General features: G+C 69.8%; 19 protein-coding genes. 6 read left to right on the top strand and 13 right to left on the bottom strand.

Features of this window, described 5'->3' with window-relative positions:
• Nucleotides 1-97: 97 nt before the first annotated feature.
• Genes ugpC through ABZS77_RS16175 form a run of 4 tightly spaced genes read right to left on the bottom strand, consistent with a single transcriptional unit; the run spans nucleotide 98 to nucleotide 4,424 of the window.
• Nucleotides 98-1,306: a sn-glycerol-3-phosphate ABC transporter ATP-binding protein UgpC gene (gene ugpC / locus ABZS77_RS16190; RefSeq protein ID WP_354823189.1), complete on the bottom strand. Its 1,209-nt coding sequence runs from the start codon at nucleotides 1,304-1,306 to the stop codon at nucleotides 98-100.
• Nucleotides 1,307-1,316: 10 nt separating this feature from the next.
• Entirely contained in the window at nucleotides 1,317-2,153 is an 837-nt protein-coding gene (locus tag ABZS77_RS16185; RefSeq protein ID WP_354823187.1) for a carbohydrate ABC transporter permease, read from the bottom strand.
• A gap of 1 nt (nucleotide 2,154) precedes the next feature.
• Nucleotides 2,155-3,141 (bottom strand): sugar ABC transporter permease, encoded by a 987-nt coding sequence (locus tag ABZS77_RS16180; RefSeq protein WP_354823185.1) that lies wholly within the window; start codon nucleotides 3,139-3,141, stop codon nucleotides 2,155-2,157.
• The gene (locus ABZS77_RS16175; protein WP_354823183.1) at nucleotides 3,138-4,424 is read right to left on the bottom strand and encodes an ABC transporter substrate-binding protein; all 1,287 of its coding nucleotides are present in this window, start codon (nucleotides 4,422-4,424) and stop codon (nucleotides 3,138-3,140) included. Before ABZS77_RS16175 ends, ABZS77_RS16180 begins: the two co-directional genes overlap by 4 nt.
• 131 nt (nucleotides 4,425-4,555) lie before the next feature.
• Here ABZS77_RS16175 and ABZS77_RS16170 point away from each other — a divergent pair, with 131 nt between their 5' ends.
• Both ABZS77_RS16170 and ABZS77_RS16165 read left to right on the top strand, forming a co-directional pair.
• Nucleotides 4,556-5,299, top strand: coding sequence for a DUF5753 domain-containing protein (locus tag ABZS77_RS16170; protein ID WP_354823181.1), 744 nt, complete (start codon nucleotides 4,556-4,558; stop codon nucleotides 5,297-5,299).
• Nucleotides 5,293-5,475, top strand: coding sequence for a DUF397 domain-containing protein (locus tag ABZS77_RS16165; RefSeq protein WP_354823334.1), 183 nt, complete (start codon nucleotides 5,293-5,295; stop codon nucleotides 5,473-5,475). Before ABZS77_RS16170 ends, ABZS77_RS16165 begins: the two co-directional genes overlap by 7 nt.
• Before the next feature lie 102 nt (nucleotides 5,476-5,577).
• On the opposite strand, the gene ABZS77_RS16160 is transcribed toward ABZS77_RS16165, so the two are convergent.
• A complete protein-coding gene (locus ABZS77_RS16160) occupies nucleotides 5,578-6,651 on the bottom strand; it encodes a hypothetical protein (protein ID WP_354823179.1) in 1,074 nt (357 codons plus the stop codon).
• Complete coding sequence (locus tag ABZS77_RS16155; protein ID WP_354823177.1) at nucleotides 6,648-6,989, bottom strand: PadR family transcriptional regulator; 342 nt, start codon at nucleotides 6,987-6,989, stop codon at nucleotides 6,648-6,650. Before ABZS77_RS16155 ends, ABZS77_RS16160 begins: the two co-directional genes overlap by 4 nt.
• A 99-nt stretch (nucleotides 6,990-7,088) precedes the next feature.
• Between ABZS77_RS16155 and ABZS77_RS16150 the strand changes: the two genes are divergently transcribed.
• The 3 genes from ABZS77_RS16150 to ABZS77_RS16140 all read left to right on the top strand — a co-directional run bounded on the left by ABZS77_RS16150 (nucleotide 7,089) and on the right by ABZS77_RS16140 (nucleotide 8,734).
• Nucleotides 7,089-7,793, top strand: coding sequence for a VOC family protein (locus tag ABZS77_RS16150; RefSeq protein ID WP_354823175.1), 705 nt, complete (start codon nucleotides 7,089-7,091; stop codon nucleotides 7,791-7,793).
• 186 nt (nucleotides 7,794-7,979) lie between these two features.
• Entirely contained in the window at nucleotides 7,980-8,411 is a 432-nt protein-coding gene (locus tag ABZS77_RS16145) for a hypothetical protein (RefSeq protein WP_354823173.1), read from the top strand.
• 47 nt (nucleotides 8,412-8,458) lie between these two features.
• Entirely contained in the window at nucleotides 8,459-8,734 is a 276-nt protein-coding gene (locus ABZS77_RS16140; protein ID WP_354823171.1) for a hypothetical protein, read from the top strand.
• Between the two features lie 26 nt (nucleotides 8,735-8,760).
• On the opposite strand, the gene ABZS77_RS16135 is transcribed toward ABZS77_RS16140, so the two are convergent.
• The 5 genes from ABZS77_RS16135 to ABZS77_RS16115 all read right to left on the bottom strand — a co-directional run bounded on the left by ABZS77_RS16135 (nucleotide 8,761) and on the right by ABZS77_RS16115 (nucleotide 15,993).
• Nucleotides 8,761-9,546 (bottom strand): L,D-transpeptidase family protein, encoded by a 786-nt coding sequence (locus ABZS77_RS16135; RefSeq protein ID WP_354823169.1) that lies wholly within the window; start codon nucleotides 9,544-9,546, stop codon nucleotides 8,761-8,763.
• 399 nt (nucleotides 9,547-9,945) lie between these two features.
• The gene (locus tag ABZS77_RS16130; protein WP_354823167.1) at nucleotides 9,946-10,656 is read right to left on the bottom strand and encodes an HAD family hydrolase; all 711 of its coding nucleotides are present in this window, start codon (nucleotides 10,654-10,656) and stop codon (nucleotides 9,946-9,948) included.
• Between the two features lie 39 nt (nucleotides 10,657-10,695).
• Nucleotides 10,696-11,319: a TetR/AcrR family transcriptional regulator gene (locus ABZS77_RS16125; protein ID WP_354823165.1), complete on the bottom strand. Its 624-nt coding sequence runs from the start codon at nucleotides 11,317-11,319 to the stop codon at nucleotides 10,696-10,698.
• Between the two features lie 96 nt (nucleotides 11,320-11,415).
• A complete protein-coding gene (locus ABZS77_RS16120; protein ID WP_354823163.1) occupies nucleotides 11,416-14,946 on the bottom strand; it encodes a DUF4062 domain-containing protein in 3,531 nt (1,176 codons plus the stop codon).
• Between the two features lie 165 nt (nucleotides 14,947-15,111).
• Nucleotides 15,112-15,993, bottom strand: coding sequence for an RNA polymerase sigma-70 factor (locus ABZS77_RS16115; protein ID WP_354823161.1), 882 nt, complete (start codon nucleotides 15,991-15,993; stop codon nucleotides 15,112-15,114).
• Nucleotides 15,994-16,151: 158 nt separating this feature from the next.
• Between ABZS77_RS16115 and ABZS77_RS16110 the strand changes: the two genes are divergently transcribed.
• On the top strand, nucleotides 16,152-16,535 hold the full coding sequence (locus ABZS77_RS16110; RefSeq protein WP_354823159.1) for a DoxX family protein: 384 nt from the start codon (nucleotides 16,152-16,154) through the stop codon (nucleotides 16,533-16,535).
• On the opposite strand, the gene ABZS77_RS16105 is transcribed toward ABZS77_RS16110, so the two are convergent.
• Nucleotides 16,536-17,681, bottom strand: a complete 1,146-nt coding sequence (locus ABZS77_RS16105; RefSeq protein WP_354823157.1) for a hypothetical protein — start codon at nucleotides 17,679-17,681, stop codon at nucleotides 16,536-16,538.
• Between the two features lie 304 nt (nucleotides 17,682-17,985).
• Nucleotides 17,986-18,561, bottom strand: a complete 576-nt coding sequence (locus tag ABZS77_RS16100) for a hypothetical protein (RefSeq protein ID WP_354823155.1) — start codon at nucleotides 18,559-18,561, stop codon at nucleotides 17,986-17,988.
• Nucleotides 18,562-18,570 lie beyond the last annotated feature (9 nt).

The following is an 18,570-nucleotide window of genomic DNA, read 5'->3' as shown; positions in this document are numbered from 1 at the left end:
CCACCCGCTCCCGCGATCTTGCACTTCTGTCCCGACAGAGCGGACATACCCGCCCAGGTCGGCGACCGAAGCTGCAAGATCGCGGGATGGTGGGTCGTCAGTCGGCGAGCGCGCCGGACGCCCGTCCCTCGTGCAGGGTCAGGTTGCGGCCGCTGGCCGGGTCGAACAGGTGGATCTTCTCCAGGTTGAACCAGACCCGGCGGGTCTGCCCCTCGGCGACCGGGGACTCGGCGGACAGCCGGGTGACGAGGTTGCCACCGGCGCCGGCGAAGTCGGCCGCGCCCGCGTCGGCGGCCAGCTCCTCCAGCTCGGCGGCGCTGGCCTTCTCCCCCTCCACCGTGAAGTAGACGTACTTGTCCGAGCCCATCGACTCGACGATCTCGGCGGGCGCCTCGAACTCCAGTCCCTTCCGGCGGGTGTCGTCGTCGATCAGCTCGGCGTCCTCGAAGTGCTCGGGCCGGATGCCGAGGATCAGCTCGCGGGGCGCGTCGGCGGCCTCCAGCTCACGGCGCACCCGGTCGCCGAGCGGCACGTCGCCCAGCGCGGTGTGCAGGCTGCCGTCCTGTACGGCGGCGTGCAGGAAGTTCATCGACGGCGAGCCGATGAAGCCGGCCACGAAGAGGTTGCGCGGGTGGTCGTACAACTCCTGCGGCGGGCCGACCTGCTGCACCGCGCCGCCGCGCATGATCACGACCCGGTCGCCGAGGGTCATCGCCTCGGTCTGGTCGTGGGTGACGTAGACGGTGGTGGTGCCGAGCTTCTTCTGCAACCGGGACACCACCGTGCGCATCTGCACCCGCAGCTTGGCGTCCAGGTTGGACAGCGGCTCGTCCATCAGGAACGCCTTTGGCTGGCGGACGATCGCCCGGCCCATCGCCACCCGCTGCCGCTGACCGCCGGACAGGTTGGCCGGCTTGCGGTCCAGCAGGGACGTCAGCTCCAGGACCTTCGCCGCCTCCTCGACCTTGGAGTTGATGGTCTCCTTGTCCAGCTTCGCCAGTCGCAGGGGGAAGGCCATGTTCTCGCGCACGGTCATGTTCGGGTACAGGGCGTACGACTGGAACACCATGGCGATGTCCCGGTCCCGGGGGGCCTTGTCGTTGACCCGCTGGCCGCCGATGCGCAGCTCGCCGGAGCTGATGTCCTCCAGGCCGGCGATCATGTTGAGGGTTGTGGACTTGCCGCAGCCCGAGGGACCGACCAGGATCACGAACTCGCCGTCGGCGATCTCCAGGTCGACGTCCTGCACGGCGACGGTCCCGTCCGGGAAACTCTTGCTCACCTTGTCGAGCACGATGTCAGCCATGACTACTCACCTATCCCTTGACTGCGCCGGAGGTCAGGCCGGACACGATGCGGCGCTGGAAGAAGAGGACGAACAGGATGATCGGAACGGTGATCACCACGGCGGCGGCGCAGATCGCCCCGGTGGGGTCCTCGAACTGCGACGCGCCGGTGAAGAACGACAGCGCGGCCGGCACCGTGCGGGAGCGCTCGGTGGAGGTCAGCGAGATGGCGAACAGGAAGTCGTTCCAGCAGAAGATGAACACCAGGATCGCCGTGGTGAACAGGCCGGGTGCGGCCAGCGGGGCGATCACCCGGCGGAACGCCTGGGCCTGGGTGGCGCCGTCCATCTTCGCCGCCTTCTCCAGGTCCCACGGAATCTGCTTGAAGAACGCCGACAGCGTGTAGATCGCCAGCGGCAACGCGAACGTGATGTACGGCAGGATCAGGCCGGGCCAGGTGTCGAAGATCTTGAGCTGACGCTCGATCTCGAACAGCGGGGACACGAGCGACACCTGCGGGAACATCGCGATGAGCAGTGAGACGCCGACGAGCAGGCCCTTGCCGGGGAAGTCCAGCCGGCTGATCGCGTACGCGGCCATCGCGCCGAGCACCACCGCGATGAGCGTGGCGATGAGGGCGATGCCGATCGAGTTGATCAGCGCGCGGACGAACTGGTCGGTGTCGAAGATCGTCCGGTAGTTGTCGAGCGTCCACTCCCGGGGGATGAACTTCCCGTCGGTGAGGGTGGCCGGCGTCTTGAACGACAGCGAGGCGATCCACAGGACGGGGACCAGTGCGAAGACGACCACGAGGACGTCCAGCAGACCCCAGCGCAGCTTCGCCCGCGTGGTGGTTTCGACAGCCATCTCAGCGCCTCTCGGAGTCGTCGCTGCCGGGGGCAGCGGTACCGAACAACTTCACGAAGACGAACGCGATGATCGCCACGGTGATGAAGATCAGCACCGACATCGTCGAGCCGATGCCGAGGTTCAGACCCCGGATCAGGTTGTTGTAGGCGAGCATCGACACCGACGAGGTCTCGTTGCCACCCGCGGTCAGCACGAAGATGTTGTCGAAGACGCGGAACGCGTCCAGGGTGCGGAACAGCAGCGCGACGAGGATCGCCGGCTTCATCACCGGCAGCATCACCTTCGTGAACTTCTGCCACGCGGTCGCCCCGTCGGTGGAGGCGGCCTTGAGCAGGTCGTCGGGCACCAGCGCCAGCCCGGCCATCAGCAGCAGCGCCATGAACGGGGTCGTCTTCCAGATCTCGGCGAGCATGATGATCGCCAGGGAGCTGGCCCGCTCGGTCAGCGGCGCGCCGTCGCTGAACAGGTCGGCCAGGTAGCCGGTGCCCGGCGTCCAGGCGTACCGCCAGGAGAACGCGGCCACGACCGTGACGATCCCGTACGGGATAAGCGCCGACGTGCGCACCAGACCGCGCCCGACCAGGGTGCGGTGCATGATGATCGCCAACCCCATGCCGAGCACCAGCTCGACGGCCACGGTGACGACCGTGATCAGCATGGTCACGCCGAACGCGGTCCACCAGAACTCGTTGGTGAGCACCGTGACGTAGTTCTCCAGCCCGATGAACTCGCGCTGGTCGGGAAAGCGCAGGTCGTAGCGCTGCAACGACAGCCAGACCGAGTAGATGATCGGGTACGCGGTCACCGCCACCATCACCAGCGCGGCAGGCGCGCAGAGCAGCCAGCCGAGTTTGCGTTCGGCCTTCTTGTTCTCGCTCAGCGGTGCCTTGCGACGTCCGCCGGTACGCTGGGCGGGTACGGCGGCCTGCCGTTCGGTCTCCTCGACGGCGGTGTCCGCACCGGTCGGCGTGGCGTTGATGCTCACGGCAGGACCCCCTTCGATTCGAGGGCGTCGGCGATGGCGCCGCGCAGCTCGTCGGCGGTCTGTTGCGGACGGATCGCCGACGGCGGGGACAGGATGGCTGACATGACTGTGGAGATGCTCTGGTAGGCGGGGGTCAGCGGCCGGGTGGCCGGCTCCTTCAGCTCCTCCAGGATGGTGTCCTTCATGGGGTACGCCTCGGTCATCTCCGGATCGTCGAAGACCGCCTCGATGGTCGGCGGCACGCCGTCGTTGATCGCGGAGAACTTCTGGTGCTCGGCGCTGCGCAGACAGCGGGCCGCCTCGAACGACAGGTCCGGGTGCTTGGAGTACGAGCTGACGGCCAGGTTCACCCCACCGATGGTGACCTTGCTGGGGGTGCCCTCGTCGATGCCGGGCACGCGGGCCCAGCCGACCTGCTTGGCCAGGTCCGGGTTGGCCTCCTGGAGGGCCGGGTAGACGAACGGCCAGTTCACCTGGAACGCGCCGGAGCCGGACTGGAACTCCAACCGGACCGGGTCCTCGGTGGCGTTGCTGAACGACGGCGAGGTCACGCCCGACGTGGCGAAGCGCTGCAACTGCTCCAGCGCCCGGACGGTGCCCTCGTCCATCAAGGCCTTCTTGCCGTCGTCGGAGAGGATCTTCCCGCCGGCGCTCTCGGCCAGGGTGTTGTAGAGCACGACCAGGCCCTCGTACTGGGCGCCCATGGTGAGCACCTGGTGCGGTTTGCCCTGGTCCTTGAGCTGCTGGGCCGCGCTGATCATCTGGTCCCAGGTGGTCGGCGGCTGCGGCACCAGGTCCTTGCGGTACCAGAGCAGCTGCACGTTCGTGTTCTTCGGCGCGGCGAAGAGCTTGTCCTCGTAGCGGGCGGTGTCCAGCGGCCCGGCGAGGGTGCCCTGCTCGACCTCGGCCTTGTCCTGGCCGGTCCACTCCCGGATCCAGTCGGCGCTGGCGAACTCCTGGGTCCACGTGACGTCGAGACCCAGGACGTCCATCCCGGGGTCCTCGGCGGCGAGCCGCCGCACCATCTGCACCCGCTGGTCGTCGGCCTGTCGCGGCAGCACCCGGTATTCGATCTTGTACCGGCCCTGGGCCTGCGCGTTGCAGTCGTCGACGACCTTCTGGAGGTTCTGCTCCGGCGGGTAGTACAGGTTGATCGTCGGCGTGCCGCCGCTGTCGTCACCGGCGCACGCGGCCAGCGGCGCGACCAGCGCCAGCGCGGCGGCCGCCGCCCCCAGCCGGGCAACCGGTCGACGTCGGTGCCGAGCCGTTTCGGGGTCCGTCATCGCCCTCCCCCTCTCTTCGGCGAAAGACCGGGGAGGGCATCCGTGCCCCGGCGCACGGCGAGACGCCTCCGAGCCGGTGAGCTGCGAAAACTCCGGCGCGAACGCTCTGTAACGGCTACTCTGCCCCGCCCGTGAAGTCGCGAAACCTGGCGGTCACGGCGAGTATGCGCACCGCCACCGGCCCTCTGTGCCCCACGCCCCGACGCCGCTTGATCGACTCGGCCGCCCTGGGCCGGCCACATCACCACCACCAGACCGGCGGGCGCTTCCTGCGCATGCTGGAGGGGTTGGCCCGGCTCGACGCCGAGCCCGCCTGGCTGCGCGAGTGGATCGAGTTCGAGCGGGAGGCGACGACGCTGCGCTGGTTCGAGTTGGCGTACGTGCCGGGTCTGCTCCAGACCGAGCGGTACGCTCGCGCGACACTGGCCGGTGGCCGGTTCGACGCCGAGGACGTGGACCGCATCGTCGCCTCCCGGCTGGAGCGCCAGGCGATCCTGCACCGCCCGTGCCCGCCGCAGCTCATCGCCGTGCTGGACGAGGCGGTGCTGCGCCGGCCGGTGCTCGACCAGCCGGGTCTGATGGTCGAGCAGTGCGAACACCTCGCCCAGTTGGCGACGGCGGAGCATATCCAGGTGCACATCGTGCCGGTGGATGCTGGGATGTATCTGGGGCTGGCGGGGCAGTTCATCATCGCCGAGATGCCCGACGGTGAACGGGTGGCTCACGCGGACAACCAGCTCACCGCGCAGTTCGTCGATGCACCGACCGACGTCGCTAAGCTGGCGAAGACGTGGGAGATCGTGCGGAACGAGGCGCTCCCCCGCCGGCAGTCAACCGAGCTGATCAAGGAAGTGGCGAAGTCATGGGCATGCTGACCCCACAGTGGCGCAAGTCGACCCGGTCCGGTGGCAACGGCGGGTCCTGCGTCGAGGTCGCCGACAATCTGCCGACCGTGGTGCTGGTGCGCGACACCAAGGACCGCGACGGCGGCACCCTGCGCGTCGACCCGGCGGCCTGGAAGGCCTTCGTCGGGTACGCCAAGCAGCACTGACCACAACCGATGAGAAGGCCCCACCCGCAGGGCCTTCTCATCGCGTTCCCCGGGCTCGATCACGCCCTACCGGCCCGGGAGTCGGACAACAGCGGCGGAGTTTCAGCTCGCTACCACCGCTGTCCGCGCTCCGGGCTGGGCGCCGGGGCGGGCGAGCAGGATCGCGGCGCCCGCGAGCACGACCCCGGCGATGGTCAGGGCGAGGATCTGCCAGGTCGGCCCGAACGGGTAGTAGGCGCCGGGGGTGAACGCGCTGTGCACGGTGAAGACCGGGCCGACGTCGCCGTGGTCCCGGAAGGCCCGCAGCACGTTGCCGTAGAGGGCTGCCGCCGGCAGGGCGAGCGCGACCAGTGCCCCGACCCAGAGCCCGGCGGCGGTACGCCGCCGCTCGGCCGACGCCTCCACGATCCGGTACGCGAGGGCCGCCGCGATCAGCCATCCGACGATGAGTCCGAGCACGGTGCCCGTCACGATCAACGGCAGGAACGATGCTCTGCTCTCTGACCAACCGATGACGTGGACCGAGCCGCGGTCGGCGGTGAGGTAGCCCCGCACCTGGAGTGTCAACCCGCCCGAGCTGGCGCTGAACGTCGAGTTGCGCATCGGGAGGTCGACGCGGGATCTGGTGTCGGGGTTGTACGTGACCGCCCGCCCGTCGGTCGGTGCGATGTCGGAGACCGACCACCCGCCGGCTGCGAACCGCTGCCGGGCCTGCTCGGCGTCCCAGGTGCCGCCGACAACGGTGGTCGTCGAGATCGACTCCTCCTGCCACGGCGACGGAATGCGCATCTGGACGGTGTCGTCGGTGGACCCACTGGCCCGCTCGGCCAGGGCGGCGACCGCGGCGTCGTCAGGCAGCTCCGCGAACGTCTGCGAGCCCGCCCAGGACCCGGCGGCCGCACCGAACGCACCCGTCGTCAGGGCCAGGAGAACCGCCGCGATCACCGGGAGCGGCCCGCGCGCGGGCAGCCGGAGCCGCTGGCGCAGGCCGCTGGCGACCAGGTGCATTGCCTCCCCGGGCCGGGGACGGCGCTGGCCCGAGACCGCCATCTCCAGGAGCGTGGTGATCATCTCGCTGCCGTACCGCCGCCGGTGCCGGCCCGGGTAGGCGAGCAGCAACTTCCGGTAGTGGCGTTCGAGACTGCGGTCTTCGCTCGACCATTCGGCGGCGGTCATGCGATCACCGTGCCGGAGGCCAGGGCACCGCCGAGGCGCTTGCCCAGCTGGGTCTCGGCCGCCGTGGCATGCCGACGCAGTCGCTCGGCCCGGGCTCGCAGGGCGACCGCCCCCGCCTCGGTGAGCCGGTAGTAGCGGCGCAGCCGCCCGTCGACGACCTCCTCCCGGTCGACCTCGATCAGGCGTTGCTCGACCAGGCGGTCGAGTGCGCCGTAGAGGGTGCCGGGCCGCAGCTTCACGTCGCCCGCCGACAACTCCTCGACCGCCTGGACGACCCCGTAGCCGTGCAACGGCTGCCCGGCCAGAGCCGTGAGGATGAGGAATGTGGATTCATGCACGCCTGGATAGTACGTGCGACGTTATATAACGTCAAGGATGGCGTGCGGTGTGCCACCTTCCTGCCGGACAGGTAGGCCCGGACCCGGCATGATGAAACGATGCTGGCCCGATTCAAGGATCTCTGCCTGGACGCAGACGATCCGCTCGCACTCGGCGGCTTCTGGGCCAGGATGCTCGATGGCGATGTGGCCGACGCCGGCGACGGCGACACCCGGGTCGATCGCCGCTCCGCCCGCTCCGACGCCGAGTCGATCTGGGTGAACCGGGTGCCCGAGCCGCGGGTCGACAAGACCCGCGTACACCTGGATCTGCGGTTGGCCGACGCGGGCCCGGCGGCGCTGCTCGCGGACGGCGCCCGACTGGTCCGCGAGCCGGGCGGCGAGGCGACCTGGTGGGTGTTGAGCGACCCGGAGGGCAACGAGTTCTGCGGGTTCCCGGCCCGGAAGGGCACCCGGCCGGGCCCGTTCGAGCTGGTCGTCGACTCGACCGACCCGGTTGCGCAGGCGACCTGGTGGGCCGGGGTGGTTGGCGGCACCGTCGAGGACGAGGGGACCCACGCGGGTGTCGTCGGCGCGGCCGGGTTCCCCTGGGACTACTGGGTGTTCGCCGGGGTGCCCGAGCCCAAGACGGTCAAGAACCGCATGCACTGGGACGTCGAGATGGTCGACCCGGAACCGACCGCGCTGCTCGACGCGGGCGCGACCCTGCTGCGGGATCCGGTCGACACGGCCCACCACTGGTGGGTGCTGGCCGACCCGGAGGGCAACGAGTTCTGCGCCTTCGCACCACGTCCCACCGGGTGAACGACCGACTACCCAGCGCGGGCGGCGTCCGCTAGCGTTTTCCCCAGCGCCGCAGCCAGCGCGTTCGCCGCCGCCGTCGACACGCCTCCGGCCGACCCCAGCCTGCCCGATCGGTTGGTAATCGCGGGATCGTCCCACCGCCGCTCCCCCCGTTCGGCAGGATCGTCCCAACGAGGAGGTGCCGTCGTGCAGGACACCCGCGCTCTCGCCCTGACGTTCGAGGTGAGCGGCCTGCCACCGGTCAAGACCGAAGCGTTGTCCATCTTCGCCGCCGGGCACCGGCAGGCGACGAGGGTCCGCACCCTGCTCCAGGCCGCCCTGACGGCCGCCCAGCGCACCGGCTGGACGCCGTTGGCCGGGCCCGTCGAGGTCGACCTGGTGCTGCGCTGCCCGCCCGGGCACCGCACGTCCGACGCCAGCACCCTGCTCGGCGGCGTCTGCGCGGTGTTGCAGGACAAGAAGCGGGTGTCCAGCATCGGTTTGTCCCACCTCGGCGTCCTGGTGGACGTCGCCCTCTACGACGACGACCGGCAGATCCGCAGGTTGTCGTACCACGAGCAGCCGGCGGAGGACTTCTCGTACCAGGTGCGGGTCGCCGCCGTACCGACCGGGGTTTGACCGACGTCCGCGATGGGGTATCGCGGACGCCGACGAAGGGAGCACCGATGTCGGAGCCACATGTCACGCTCGACCCGCGCGGGCTCGACCCCGTGCAGCAGAAGCTGCGCGGCCCGCTGGAGGACCAGCTGACCTCGGCGCTCCAGGCGGCGATCGAACGGGTCCGCGGCGACTACGCCGGTGAGCCGGTCGAGCAGGTCTGCCAGCGGCTGCTGGACGAGACGCGGTCCGGGCTGCATCCCGACATCGCGGCCGGGTTCAACCCGGACATGGACGAGTTCTGCCGGGTGGCGGTGGCGATCGTCCGAGGCGACGGCTCCTGAGCGCGAGACCCCGTCGGTAACCCGGGTCAGTACCGGCCGAGCTGGCCGTACGGGCCGAGCATGATCCGCGGTGACAGCGCCGGGTCGAGCCAGGCCAGCACGTCGACGAGGTGGTCGTGTGCCAGGGCGACGCAGCCGGCGGTGGCGTTACCGCTGCTGGTGCCGAACTGGTGCAGGAAGATGCCGCTGCCCGCGTTCGGGATCGGCGTCGGCACGTTCGGCGGCATGTTGTAGGTGATCACCGCGAAGTGCGTGTAATCGGGGGTCTCCTGCCACAGCGCCTCGCTGGCACCGCCCGGGTTGGTCGAGCTCTGCTGGAACGTGTTGTACCGCGGGGACGACGGGTTCTCGTTCCACCAGTCGCCGCTGACCAGCCGGTGGTACGGATACCGCACGCCGGGGTTCGCGGCGATGCCGTACATGGTGGGGCCGATCGAGTAGATGCCGGTGGGGGTGGTGGGCACGCCCTCCACGTGGTTGTCGCTGAACCCCCTCGAGCCGATCCGGGCGGGCATCGGCGTCACGGCCGGCTGCCAGCCGCTGCTGACCCGCACGTACGCCTCGAGGGTGGCGTACGTGGTGGTGAAACTCGTGGCGCTGACGATGATCGCCTGCCGCGTCTGGGCCGGTAGGAGGGCCAACCGGGCGGCCAGCCGGTGGTTCGGCAGGGTCGGCAGGCGCGGACTGGACAGCGAGACCCGCCCCACGGCCGGCGCCGACGGTCGACCCACGCCCTGCGCGGGGGCCGTCGGGGCGAGCACTGCCGGCACCGCCAGACCCGCGGCGCCGAGGAGGAGGTTTCTACGCTTCATATCGCCCATCCTGACAGTTGACCGGCCCGCTATCTGCCCCGTGACCGGCGGCAGCCGGATCAGGACCGGGTCCGCAACTACCCGGCCCTGACCCTCGGCTGTCCGGCATGGGAGCGGACAGCTCCGGCACCCTGCCGCGCGGGCGTGGCACGACACCACGCGCGGGTGACCGGGAATCCGACCGCCGTGCACTCAGCTCCACGGTGCTCACCCACCGAACGCCGCCACGCCCCCGGCACACCCCGAAGGGCCGTGAGCGCCGGCCCAGGTTAGGCGGCTCCCGGCGGGCTGGACAAGCCATGTCGGACGGCCCACGGCGTGACTGATCCCAAGGTGGAAAACAGGCATGTCGGCGTAACGCGACCATGATCGCGGACGCTGTTCGGGCGCGCCGGGCGGTCAGAAGTGCCGCAGCAGGTCCCGGAACGCGGCGAGCCGCAGCACGCCGCCGTCGGCCGGATCCAGTTCGTCGTCCTCCAGCACCCACGTGTTCTCGTTCGGGATGAACACCGCGTTCAATCCGGCCGCCCTGGCCGGCAGGATGTCCGACCTCGGAGAGTTGCCGATCATCCAGGCGCTGCCGGGCGTGAAGCCGTGCTCCCGGACCAGCCACCGGTACGTGTCGGGGTTCTTCTCCGCGACGATGTGCGCCGCCGAGAAGTGGTGCAGCAGGCCGCAGGCGTCCAGCTTGCGCTGCTGCTCCGTCCGGTCCCCTTTGGTCAGCAGCAGCAACTCGTGCCGGCCGGCCAGCTCGTCGAGCGCGTCGGCCACGCCCGGCATCAACTCCACCCGGTGTTCGACGAGTGCCAGGGCCAACCGGTCGATCTCCTGCCGCTCGGCGTCGGTGGCCGGTCGCTCCCGCAGCCGCTCCAGGCAGTCCGCGAGGCTGCGCAGGAAGACCTTGCTGCCGTACCCGTGCGCCACCGTGTTCGCGCGCTCGATGTCGTCCAGGACGGCCCGCAGTTGCGCCCGGTCCAGAGTGGGATGGTCGAGCCAGTCCAGGAAGTCGTCGATCACCCGCTCGAAGACGACGTTGTTCTCCCACAGGGTGTCGTCCGCGTCGAAGATCAGCACCTGCGCCCCTCGACGGGCTGTCACGTCCACCGTCATGCCGCCCCCTCGCGATCATGCCCACTGCGGTCCGGAACTCTAGGGCATCTCCGCCGAAGCCCCCACCGAGTTCCCGCCCGCCGGGCAGGGCCACCGCAGCAACCGTTCGGCGATCATCGCCTCGCGCTCCTCCTGCCCCTCGGGTCGCAACCGGCCGCCCCGGGTGAGCATCACGACGCCGTGCAGCAGGCTCCACCCCACCTCGGCGAGGGTGTCCGGATCACGCCCCTCGGCGAGCGGGGCCAGGGCCGCCCGCAGCTCGGTGAAGACCGCACGCGGCGCGGCCGGCACCCCGTCCACGCCGAGGGCCAGGTCGGGGGTCAGCGCGAGCATCGCGTCGTAGACCTCCGGATTCGCGTACGCGAAGTCGAGGTACGCGGCCGCGACCGCCGGCCAGGCGCCCTCGGGTTCCTCGGTGGCATCCGCGTGCGCCTCGGCGAGGTCGGCGGCCAGATCGGCGAAGGCGCACACCGCGACGGCGGCGAGCAGCGCCTCCAGATCGGCGAAGTGCCGGTAGATGTCCCCGATGTCGATCTCGGCCCGCTCGGACAGCCGGCGGGTGCTCACCCCCGCCCAACCCTCCGTCTCGGCCAGCTCTCGCGCGACCCTGACGATGAGGTCGCGTCGGTCCTGTTCGGTGGCCTTCTCGGCAGGTCCGGACACGCACACGAGCGTAGAGGCGAACACCGCCCGCAGTCGTCCGGTGACGGATTGGTGACTGTCGCGGAGGTTCGCGCGAGCCTGTCAACGCGAACGGCGTCACCGCCCGCCCGTCTTGGTACGTCCGGGAGGCGGGGGCAGTTCCGCGATGACCGCGGCCCTCAGGGCTGTCAGCACCGACTCGACGAAGCGCCGGTAGTGCGACCTGTGCTTCGTCAGCCAGAACTGCGTGGCGACGTTCACGACAGCGGCGGGCACCGCCTCCCTGGGCTGGGCCAGCGCGGCATAGATGTCGGCCGCCCACGCGGGGTCGGTGAGACCTTCCTTCATGAAGCGTTCGATGGTCTCGAAGTCGACGAGTTGCAGTCGTTGGAACTCGGCGTGTCCGTGCGCCCCGAGAGTCGCCGCCAGGGTTTCTCCGACTCGCATCTCCAGGGAGTTGCCGAGCTGCGCCTGGACCGCGGCGGACTCGTCGACCGCGTCGCCGACGATGTCCCTGGCGACGGCACCGGCCCATTCCCGCCAGCCGTCGAGCGGGTCGGGCCAGGTTGCGGCGACGGAGGCGTCGACACCCGACCGTCGAATGTACGGCCGCAGGAAGGCCAGATCGAACTGGTTGAACGAGGCGACGAAGTCGTGGAAGGCAGGCTCCCATTCGAAGGGGACAGCGTGCCGGGGCTCAGGGTCGGGCAGCGCCTCGCCGAGTTTCTCCAGACGGGCCACCGCCCCGGCCACCTGCTCGACATCGTGGAACCCGGGGCCGTCAGCCTGGGCCGACCGGTAGGCGCGGAGCGCGTACGGCCGTGCCTCTTCCGCACGACCGAGGAGGATCAGACTGTCGGCGATGTAGCCCGACTGCCGCCACCACGGATCCAGCCGATCCTCGATGGCCCGGGCCTCGTCGAGAACCTGTGGCGCCTCGGGTCGGCCCAACGCGGCCAGCGCCCACGCCACCAGCGCCGCGCTGTGTGGACATCCCGCATCGCGGTGGAGGCGCACCATCTCGCTCGCCGCATCCAGGGCCACCTCCAGATCCCCTGTGCTCTGCGCAAGCGCGAATCGCAGGCCCAGCAGATTGGCCCGATCGTAGATGGACCGGACGCTGCTCTCGGCACGCGCGAGATCGTCGAACGTGAGGGTCCCCCTGCGCAGCCGCAGGGTGAGTTCCAGGTGGTCCAGGAGGCGGGCGAACCCACGGTCGTACGGATTTCCCGGCAACGCCCGCGCCTCGGTCAGGAGCGCGGCGGCCCTGTCCAGGTCGGCCAGCCGGAGTGAGTCCTCCGCGCGCTGGGTGAGGATGCGCGCCTTGTCTCCCCCATCTTCACCGGTGGCCTTCAGCAGCTGTTCGAGGAGGGTGAGCGCCCTCGCCCGTTGAGCGAAGCGGCCCACATCGCTCATGTGACGCGAGACGTTCGAGATGGAGATACCGAGCAGTATCGCGTTGCGCTGGGCCAGCGCCTCCACAATGCTTCTCTCGTGGTAGGCCAGAGACTCGGTCACATTGCCGAGAGCCGCATAAGCCTCGATGAGGTATTGGCGAAACCAGTCGTCGGGCACGTCTCCCAACGGCTCAAGCAGTTCGACGACTGTCGAGAAGGCACCGAGATCGAGGAGCAGCGACAGGTGCCCCGCGATGCCCCGCAGTGCCGCCTCGATGTCACCGGCGTCGACCAGAGCCCGGAAAGCAGTGATCGCCGGTGCGAGGTCCTCGACGGTGCGGACGTCTGCCGGCGGATGCCAGGTGGCGAAATGGTCGACGATGCGGCTGGACACGTCCAGTCGACCGTCGGCGTCGATGCCCTCGTGCGCGGCTGCCCGGATCACGGGATGCAGGTCGTACTTGTTGGTCACCCGGTCCCACCACAGCAGCCCCCGGTCCTCGAGGTCGCGCAGGGCGTTCTCCAGCTCGACGAGCGCGAGCCGGGTCCCCCGGGAAGCCGACCAGGTCCTCAGCGCCCCTGCATACGCCCGATCGGCGGCCTCCTTCAGATCACGTGCCTGCGCGTCCCAACGGTCCCGTTCGGCGAGGGCCGCGGCACGTTCCGGCCCAGGTGGCATCCAGGTCAGCCGCGGGCGGGGTCCGAGGGCGCTGAGGTCGGGTGGCCGGCGTCGGGGCTTGGCGGGCAGGAAGGGGTTGAGATCCTGGACCAGGTCCCAGTCGGCGGCGCTGGACAGGGCGGACAGGTACCGCAGGACCCGGGCGCTCCCCTGACCCAGGTTCTTGAGTGCCGCGGCCACCACATGCGCGCGCCGATGTACGAACTCCAACTCGGAGAGCCGGAAGGCACCTCCGTGCAGCGGGTCGTTGCTCCAGGCGTCGAAGTCGCCAGGTGCCGGACGATAGTTGTTCACGAGTCCGACGACGATCTCGATGACCAGCGGGTGGTGGTCGAGCTTGCCGAAGAAGCGGGCGATCGCCTCCGGTTCACCGGCGACACCCAACTCCGTGACGAGCGCGGCTGTCGCCGCCGGGCCGAGCCCACCGAGCTTCTGCACGGTCACGCCGGCGGCGGGCCGACCGCTGAGACCGAGCAACGCGTCGGGCGTCAGGCGCGTGGTGATCAGGATGCGGGACGACTTCGCCCGTGGAAGGCGGGCCAACAGGTCGTAGGCGGCGACGTCGATGACCGCGTTGGGTCGCGCGTGTCTGGTGCCCGCCACGTCCTCGTCGGTCACCTTCGAGGGGTCGAGGTGGTGGTAGGCCTGCGTCAGTCGTTCGACCCCGTCCAGCACCAGGAGGTGGCACGACGACTCCAGGACGTCCTCGACCGCGCTCACGAGCTGCGTCGACGTCAGCGCGGAGGTGTCGCGGTGCGGCTGGGCGTAGGCGAGGAACTCGACGAGGAAGTGCGTCACCGAGGACGACCCCTCGTAGAAGCTCCACCAGAACCGACCAGCCCAGCCCGGAGCGCCGGCCACGGCACTCGTCGTCAGCCAGGTCCAGGCGAGCGCGGACTTGCCGGTACCCCCGATGGCCTCCAGCACCCGTACCGGCCCACTCTCACCCGCACACCAGGAATCGAGGAGGGCGAGCTCTCCGGACCGGCCGGTGAAATGCGCCGCGCCCGTGTAGCTGGGATAGGCGGCCAGTGCCGGGGCGAGCCGCGCCGATGCGGCCGATCCCGCGACGGCCGCCCATCGTTCCGAGTTGACCAAACTGTCCCGTTCACGCATGAGAGCGACCGCCAGGTCCGCGCGAAAGTCGCCGACCTCCCCGAAGCGGTCGAGTGTGTGTCTGGACGCCACCCTCTCGACGAAGGTCCGCACAGCCAACCTGTCCTCGTCGGACCGGTCGAGTTCCTTCGGCGGCCACGGATGATCCGGGTCGACGACGTACGCGAGCACGCGCAGTCCGCCATCACTGGCCCAGTCGTACTCGATCTCGGTGTACGACCGCGACTCGCCGGCCGGACGCGAACCGTACCGGTGTCCGATCAGCAACAGCAGCACGTCACTGCTGGTGACGCCCTCGCGGCAGACGTCGATGGGAGGAGGTGACAGGGCACCGAAATCTTCCATGTAGACCGGCTCGAACCCGACCCGGGACGCCATCTCGATGGCGGCACTTCGGTATCGACTGAGGTAACCCTGGGCGCTGCTGATGAACAACCGTGGTCGCCGGCCTGCCATACCGATCACGGTAGTTGGTCCGCCAACCGGCCAGTTACTGTGGCTTCAGTTCGAAGTTTGGGAAAACCGGCGGGCCGAACCAACCTTCCGGGTCGCCTCGGGTGTCCCGACAATTGGTCGGAGCCAATCTTCAATGGCGGGCACAGCCCATACGGGCTACCGGATTCAGCGACTCAGCGCGGTCTCCCGTCGCATGTGTGACAGCTTCTCGGGGTTGCGGACGGCGTAGAGCCCGCTCACCAGGCCGTCGTCGATGCGCAGCGTCAGGACCGTGTCGAGTTCGCCGTCGATCCGGACGATCAGCGCCGGGTAGCCGTTGACCTGGGCGGGATGCAGGGACAGTGCGGCGACCTCGACCGTGCGGGACGCCATCAGACGGGCCACCTTGTCCGCTCCGACGATGGGTCGCAGCACGGCCTGCTTGATGCCACCGCCATCGCCGAGCAGAACGACATCCGGTGCCAGGATGTCGAGCAGACCCTGGACGTCGCCCATCTCGACCGCCCGCCGGAAGGCCTCCAACGCACGTCGGGCCTCGGCCGCGGACACCGCCCCGCGCGGCCGACGCGCGGCCACGTGCGCCCGCGCCCGGTGGGCGATCTGGCGGACCGCGGCAGGGCTCTTCCCGACGGTGTGGGCGATCTCGTCGTAACCCAACTCGAACACCTCACGCAGGACGAACACCGCGCGCTCGGTCGGCGCGAGCGTCTCCAGCACCAGCAGCATCGCCGTCGAGACGTGCTCCGCCAGCTCGACGTCGTCGGCGACGTCGGGCGTGGTCAACAGCGGCTCGGGCAGCCAGGAGCCGACATAGGACTCCCGGCGCCGGCCGATCGTCCGCAGCCGGTTGAGCGACTGGCGGGTGACGATCCGGACCAGGTACGCGCGGTGGTCGCGCACCGCGTCGAGGGCGACGTCCGCCCACCGCAGCCAGGCCTCCTGGAGTACGTCCTCAGCGTCGGCGGCCGAGCCGAGCATCTCGTACGCCACGGTGAAGAGCAGATCGCGGTGCCTGACGAACGCGTCGACGGCGGGTTCTGCGCTCATGACGGGGCTCCTGCCACTCGACGTCACCTTCTCGCCCACCAGACACCACAGCACGGCCTCCTGTGACACCGCGCTCCTGTGCGACCCGTCACCCGTCGACCGGTCACAGCGCTCGGACCGGCGGTGTCTTGTGGGCGACCCGAACGAGAGGAACCCCGATGAACGTGGCTCTGTGGATCGCCGCCGGACTGCTGGCGGCCGTCGCTCTGGCCGGTGGCATCACCAAGACATTCGTACCCAAGGAGAAGTTGGCGGCGAACAACGGCGGCGGGTGGACCGGCGACGCCAGCGTCGGCTTCGTCAAGACCCTCGGCATCCTCGAAATCCTCGCCGCCGTCGGCCTGATCCTGCCCGCCGTGCTCGACATCGCACCGGTCATGGTGCCGGTCACCGCCATCTGCTGGATCCTGCTGATGATCGGCGCGATGATCACCCACCTCCGTTACGGCGAGGCCAGGTTCATCGTGCTCAACGCGGTCTATCTCGCCGTGGCCGCCTACGTGGCCTGGGGCCGACTCGGACCCGAGCCCTTCACCGGGTGACTACGCCCGCGCTCCCGGGACCAGGACGCTCACCGCCTCGGGGAACGTCGTCACGACACGGCGGTTGTCGCGGCGCGGGTCGACGACGACCAGCTCGGTGCCGCCAGCGGTTGAGCGCAGCAGCGCGACGCCGTCGGCCACCACGCCCAGACAGACCTGCCGCCCGTCGGTGGAGGGCAGCTCGATCCTGGTCGTCGGGGCTCCCGATGCCACGTCCACACCCAGCAGCGCCACCGACGGCGCCACCAGTGGCGCCTCCGGAAGGTCGGCGGGGACCAGGTCGGGTCGGCCCACCTCCATCCAGATGGTCGGCGGGTCTCCGCCCGCGCGCCACAGGCCGACCATCGGACCCACCGCCTCGCCCGGCCCCAGCTGACCGGCCCTGATCACGGTGAGCTGCCGGGACGAGCCGGTGAGCACGTCGCGGAGGGAGAGCGTCAGATCCCGCGTCGCGGACACACTGTCCAGTGGGTTCGCGTCGTACACCGCCACCTCCCGGCCGGCGATGAACGCCACCTCGCCGCCGAGGGCGGACAGGGGCAGGCCCAGCAGGCGTACGCCACCGCCGGGCAGCGCCATGCTGGCGAACGTCCGACCGGTGGCGCTCGGCTCGGCGAGTAGCACCGACCGGGCGTCGGTGGACCAGAGCCACAGCTCGTACCCGACCTCGACCTCGTACTCCGTCGTGCCCGACAGGTCCCGGATCCGCCACCGATCGTCGCGCTTGGCGGCCAGCCACCGCCCGTCGGGTGACAGTGACAGGTTCAGCGGGCCCATGTCGGCGGGGGTACGGCCGATCCGGAACTGCTCACCCGACCGTGTCACCAGGTAGACGTCGTGCTGCTCGAACGAACGACCGCCGGGGTCGTACCTGCCGTTGCTGATCTTCCGGTGGTAGATCAGCGCGCCCGGACCCGCCGCACGATCGGTCGGCAGGGCCGTCACCTGCGTCGGCCTCGGCAGATGGGCCGGCAAATCGGTGAACACCTCCCCGACCCCGGCAGCAACCGGCCGCAACGGCTCCTCCCGCTCGGCCATCGTGACGCGCCACCCGACCACACCCGCCGCCACCAACACGACGATCGCCGCGCCCGCCGCCGCCATCCGTCGCGACCGCCGCCGTGCCGGTGCCTCCGCAGAATCCATGGCAGTGCCCCCGTTTCCGAGCGCCACCCGCCCACGCAGAGCGAAGCGGATGGCCCGGGTCAGGTCAACGCGCCCGCTCGATCTGTCGCCAGACCTGGACCGGATCGAGACCAAGGACGGTCATCCGTCGGCCGACCGCAAATGATCGCTGTCAGCATTCCGCTGCCGCGCTTCCGACCAAGCGCGCTTCACACAACCCCAACCATTAAGCCTCCAGCGCATCTCCAGCACCGACCGGGAGTGTCGTTCGCGATGTCAACCCAACTGCCGTGAGAGCAGATCGCGGTGCTCGACGGACGCGTCGTCATCTGGTGGTGCTCTCGATCCAGTCGATCAGCTGGGTGAACGCAGCCTCAACTTCCACATAATCGAGATGGTCCTCTTCCAGCTCACCCCAGGTCGCCCGGTAAAGACGATCCAGGACGCCGAAGCGAGCTGTTCGGTAGCCCACGGAGCCCTCGCCGTACTGTCGACCAAGATCGAGCGCGGCGCCGAGGCAGTCCGCCGCCATCCCTGAATGGGGCGCGTACAGCACCTCTCGCTCTCGAATCGCGCGAAGAGTCGCGGCGAAGTCGTACACGCCGCTCTCGTCGCCCCCTTCCGCGCCGGGCTGGTAGGCCCGCCTCACCTGCCTGCGGAACGTCTGAAACCGCTCGTCGTCCCGAAACGAATGCGGTCCTGATCCAGGAAGCTCCTCGATCAGTCTCTCAACTGTCGGCGTCAGGACGAGCCTGCCACCGTCCGTCAGGAACCGGTCCGGGTCACCCCCTCCCCAGAGCGCGTAGCCCGAGACGAGATCAAGGTTGACGCCGACGATCCACAAGGTGGTTTCCCCACTGAGTTCCTGGAGCGACTCACCCATTGAGAACCTTGGAACCATCGAACCCAC

Source organism: Micromonospora sp. NPDC005298 (genome assembly GCF_040607375.1).
In the GTDB taxonomy this organism is placed as follows: Bacteria; Actinomycetota; Actinomycetes; order Mycobacteriales; family Micromonosporaceae; genus Micromonospora.
This window is presented reverse-complemented; position numbering and strand designations above follow the sequence as displayed.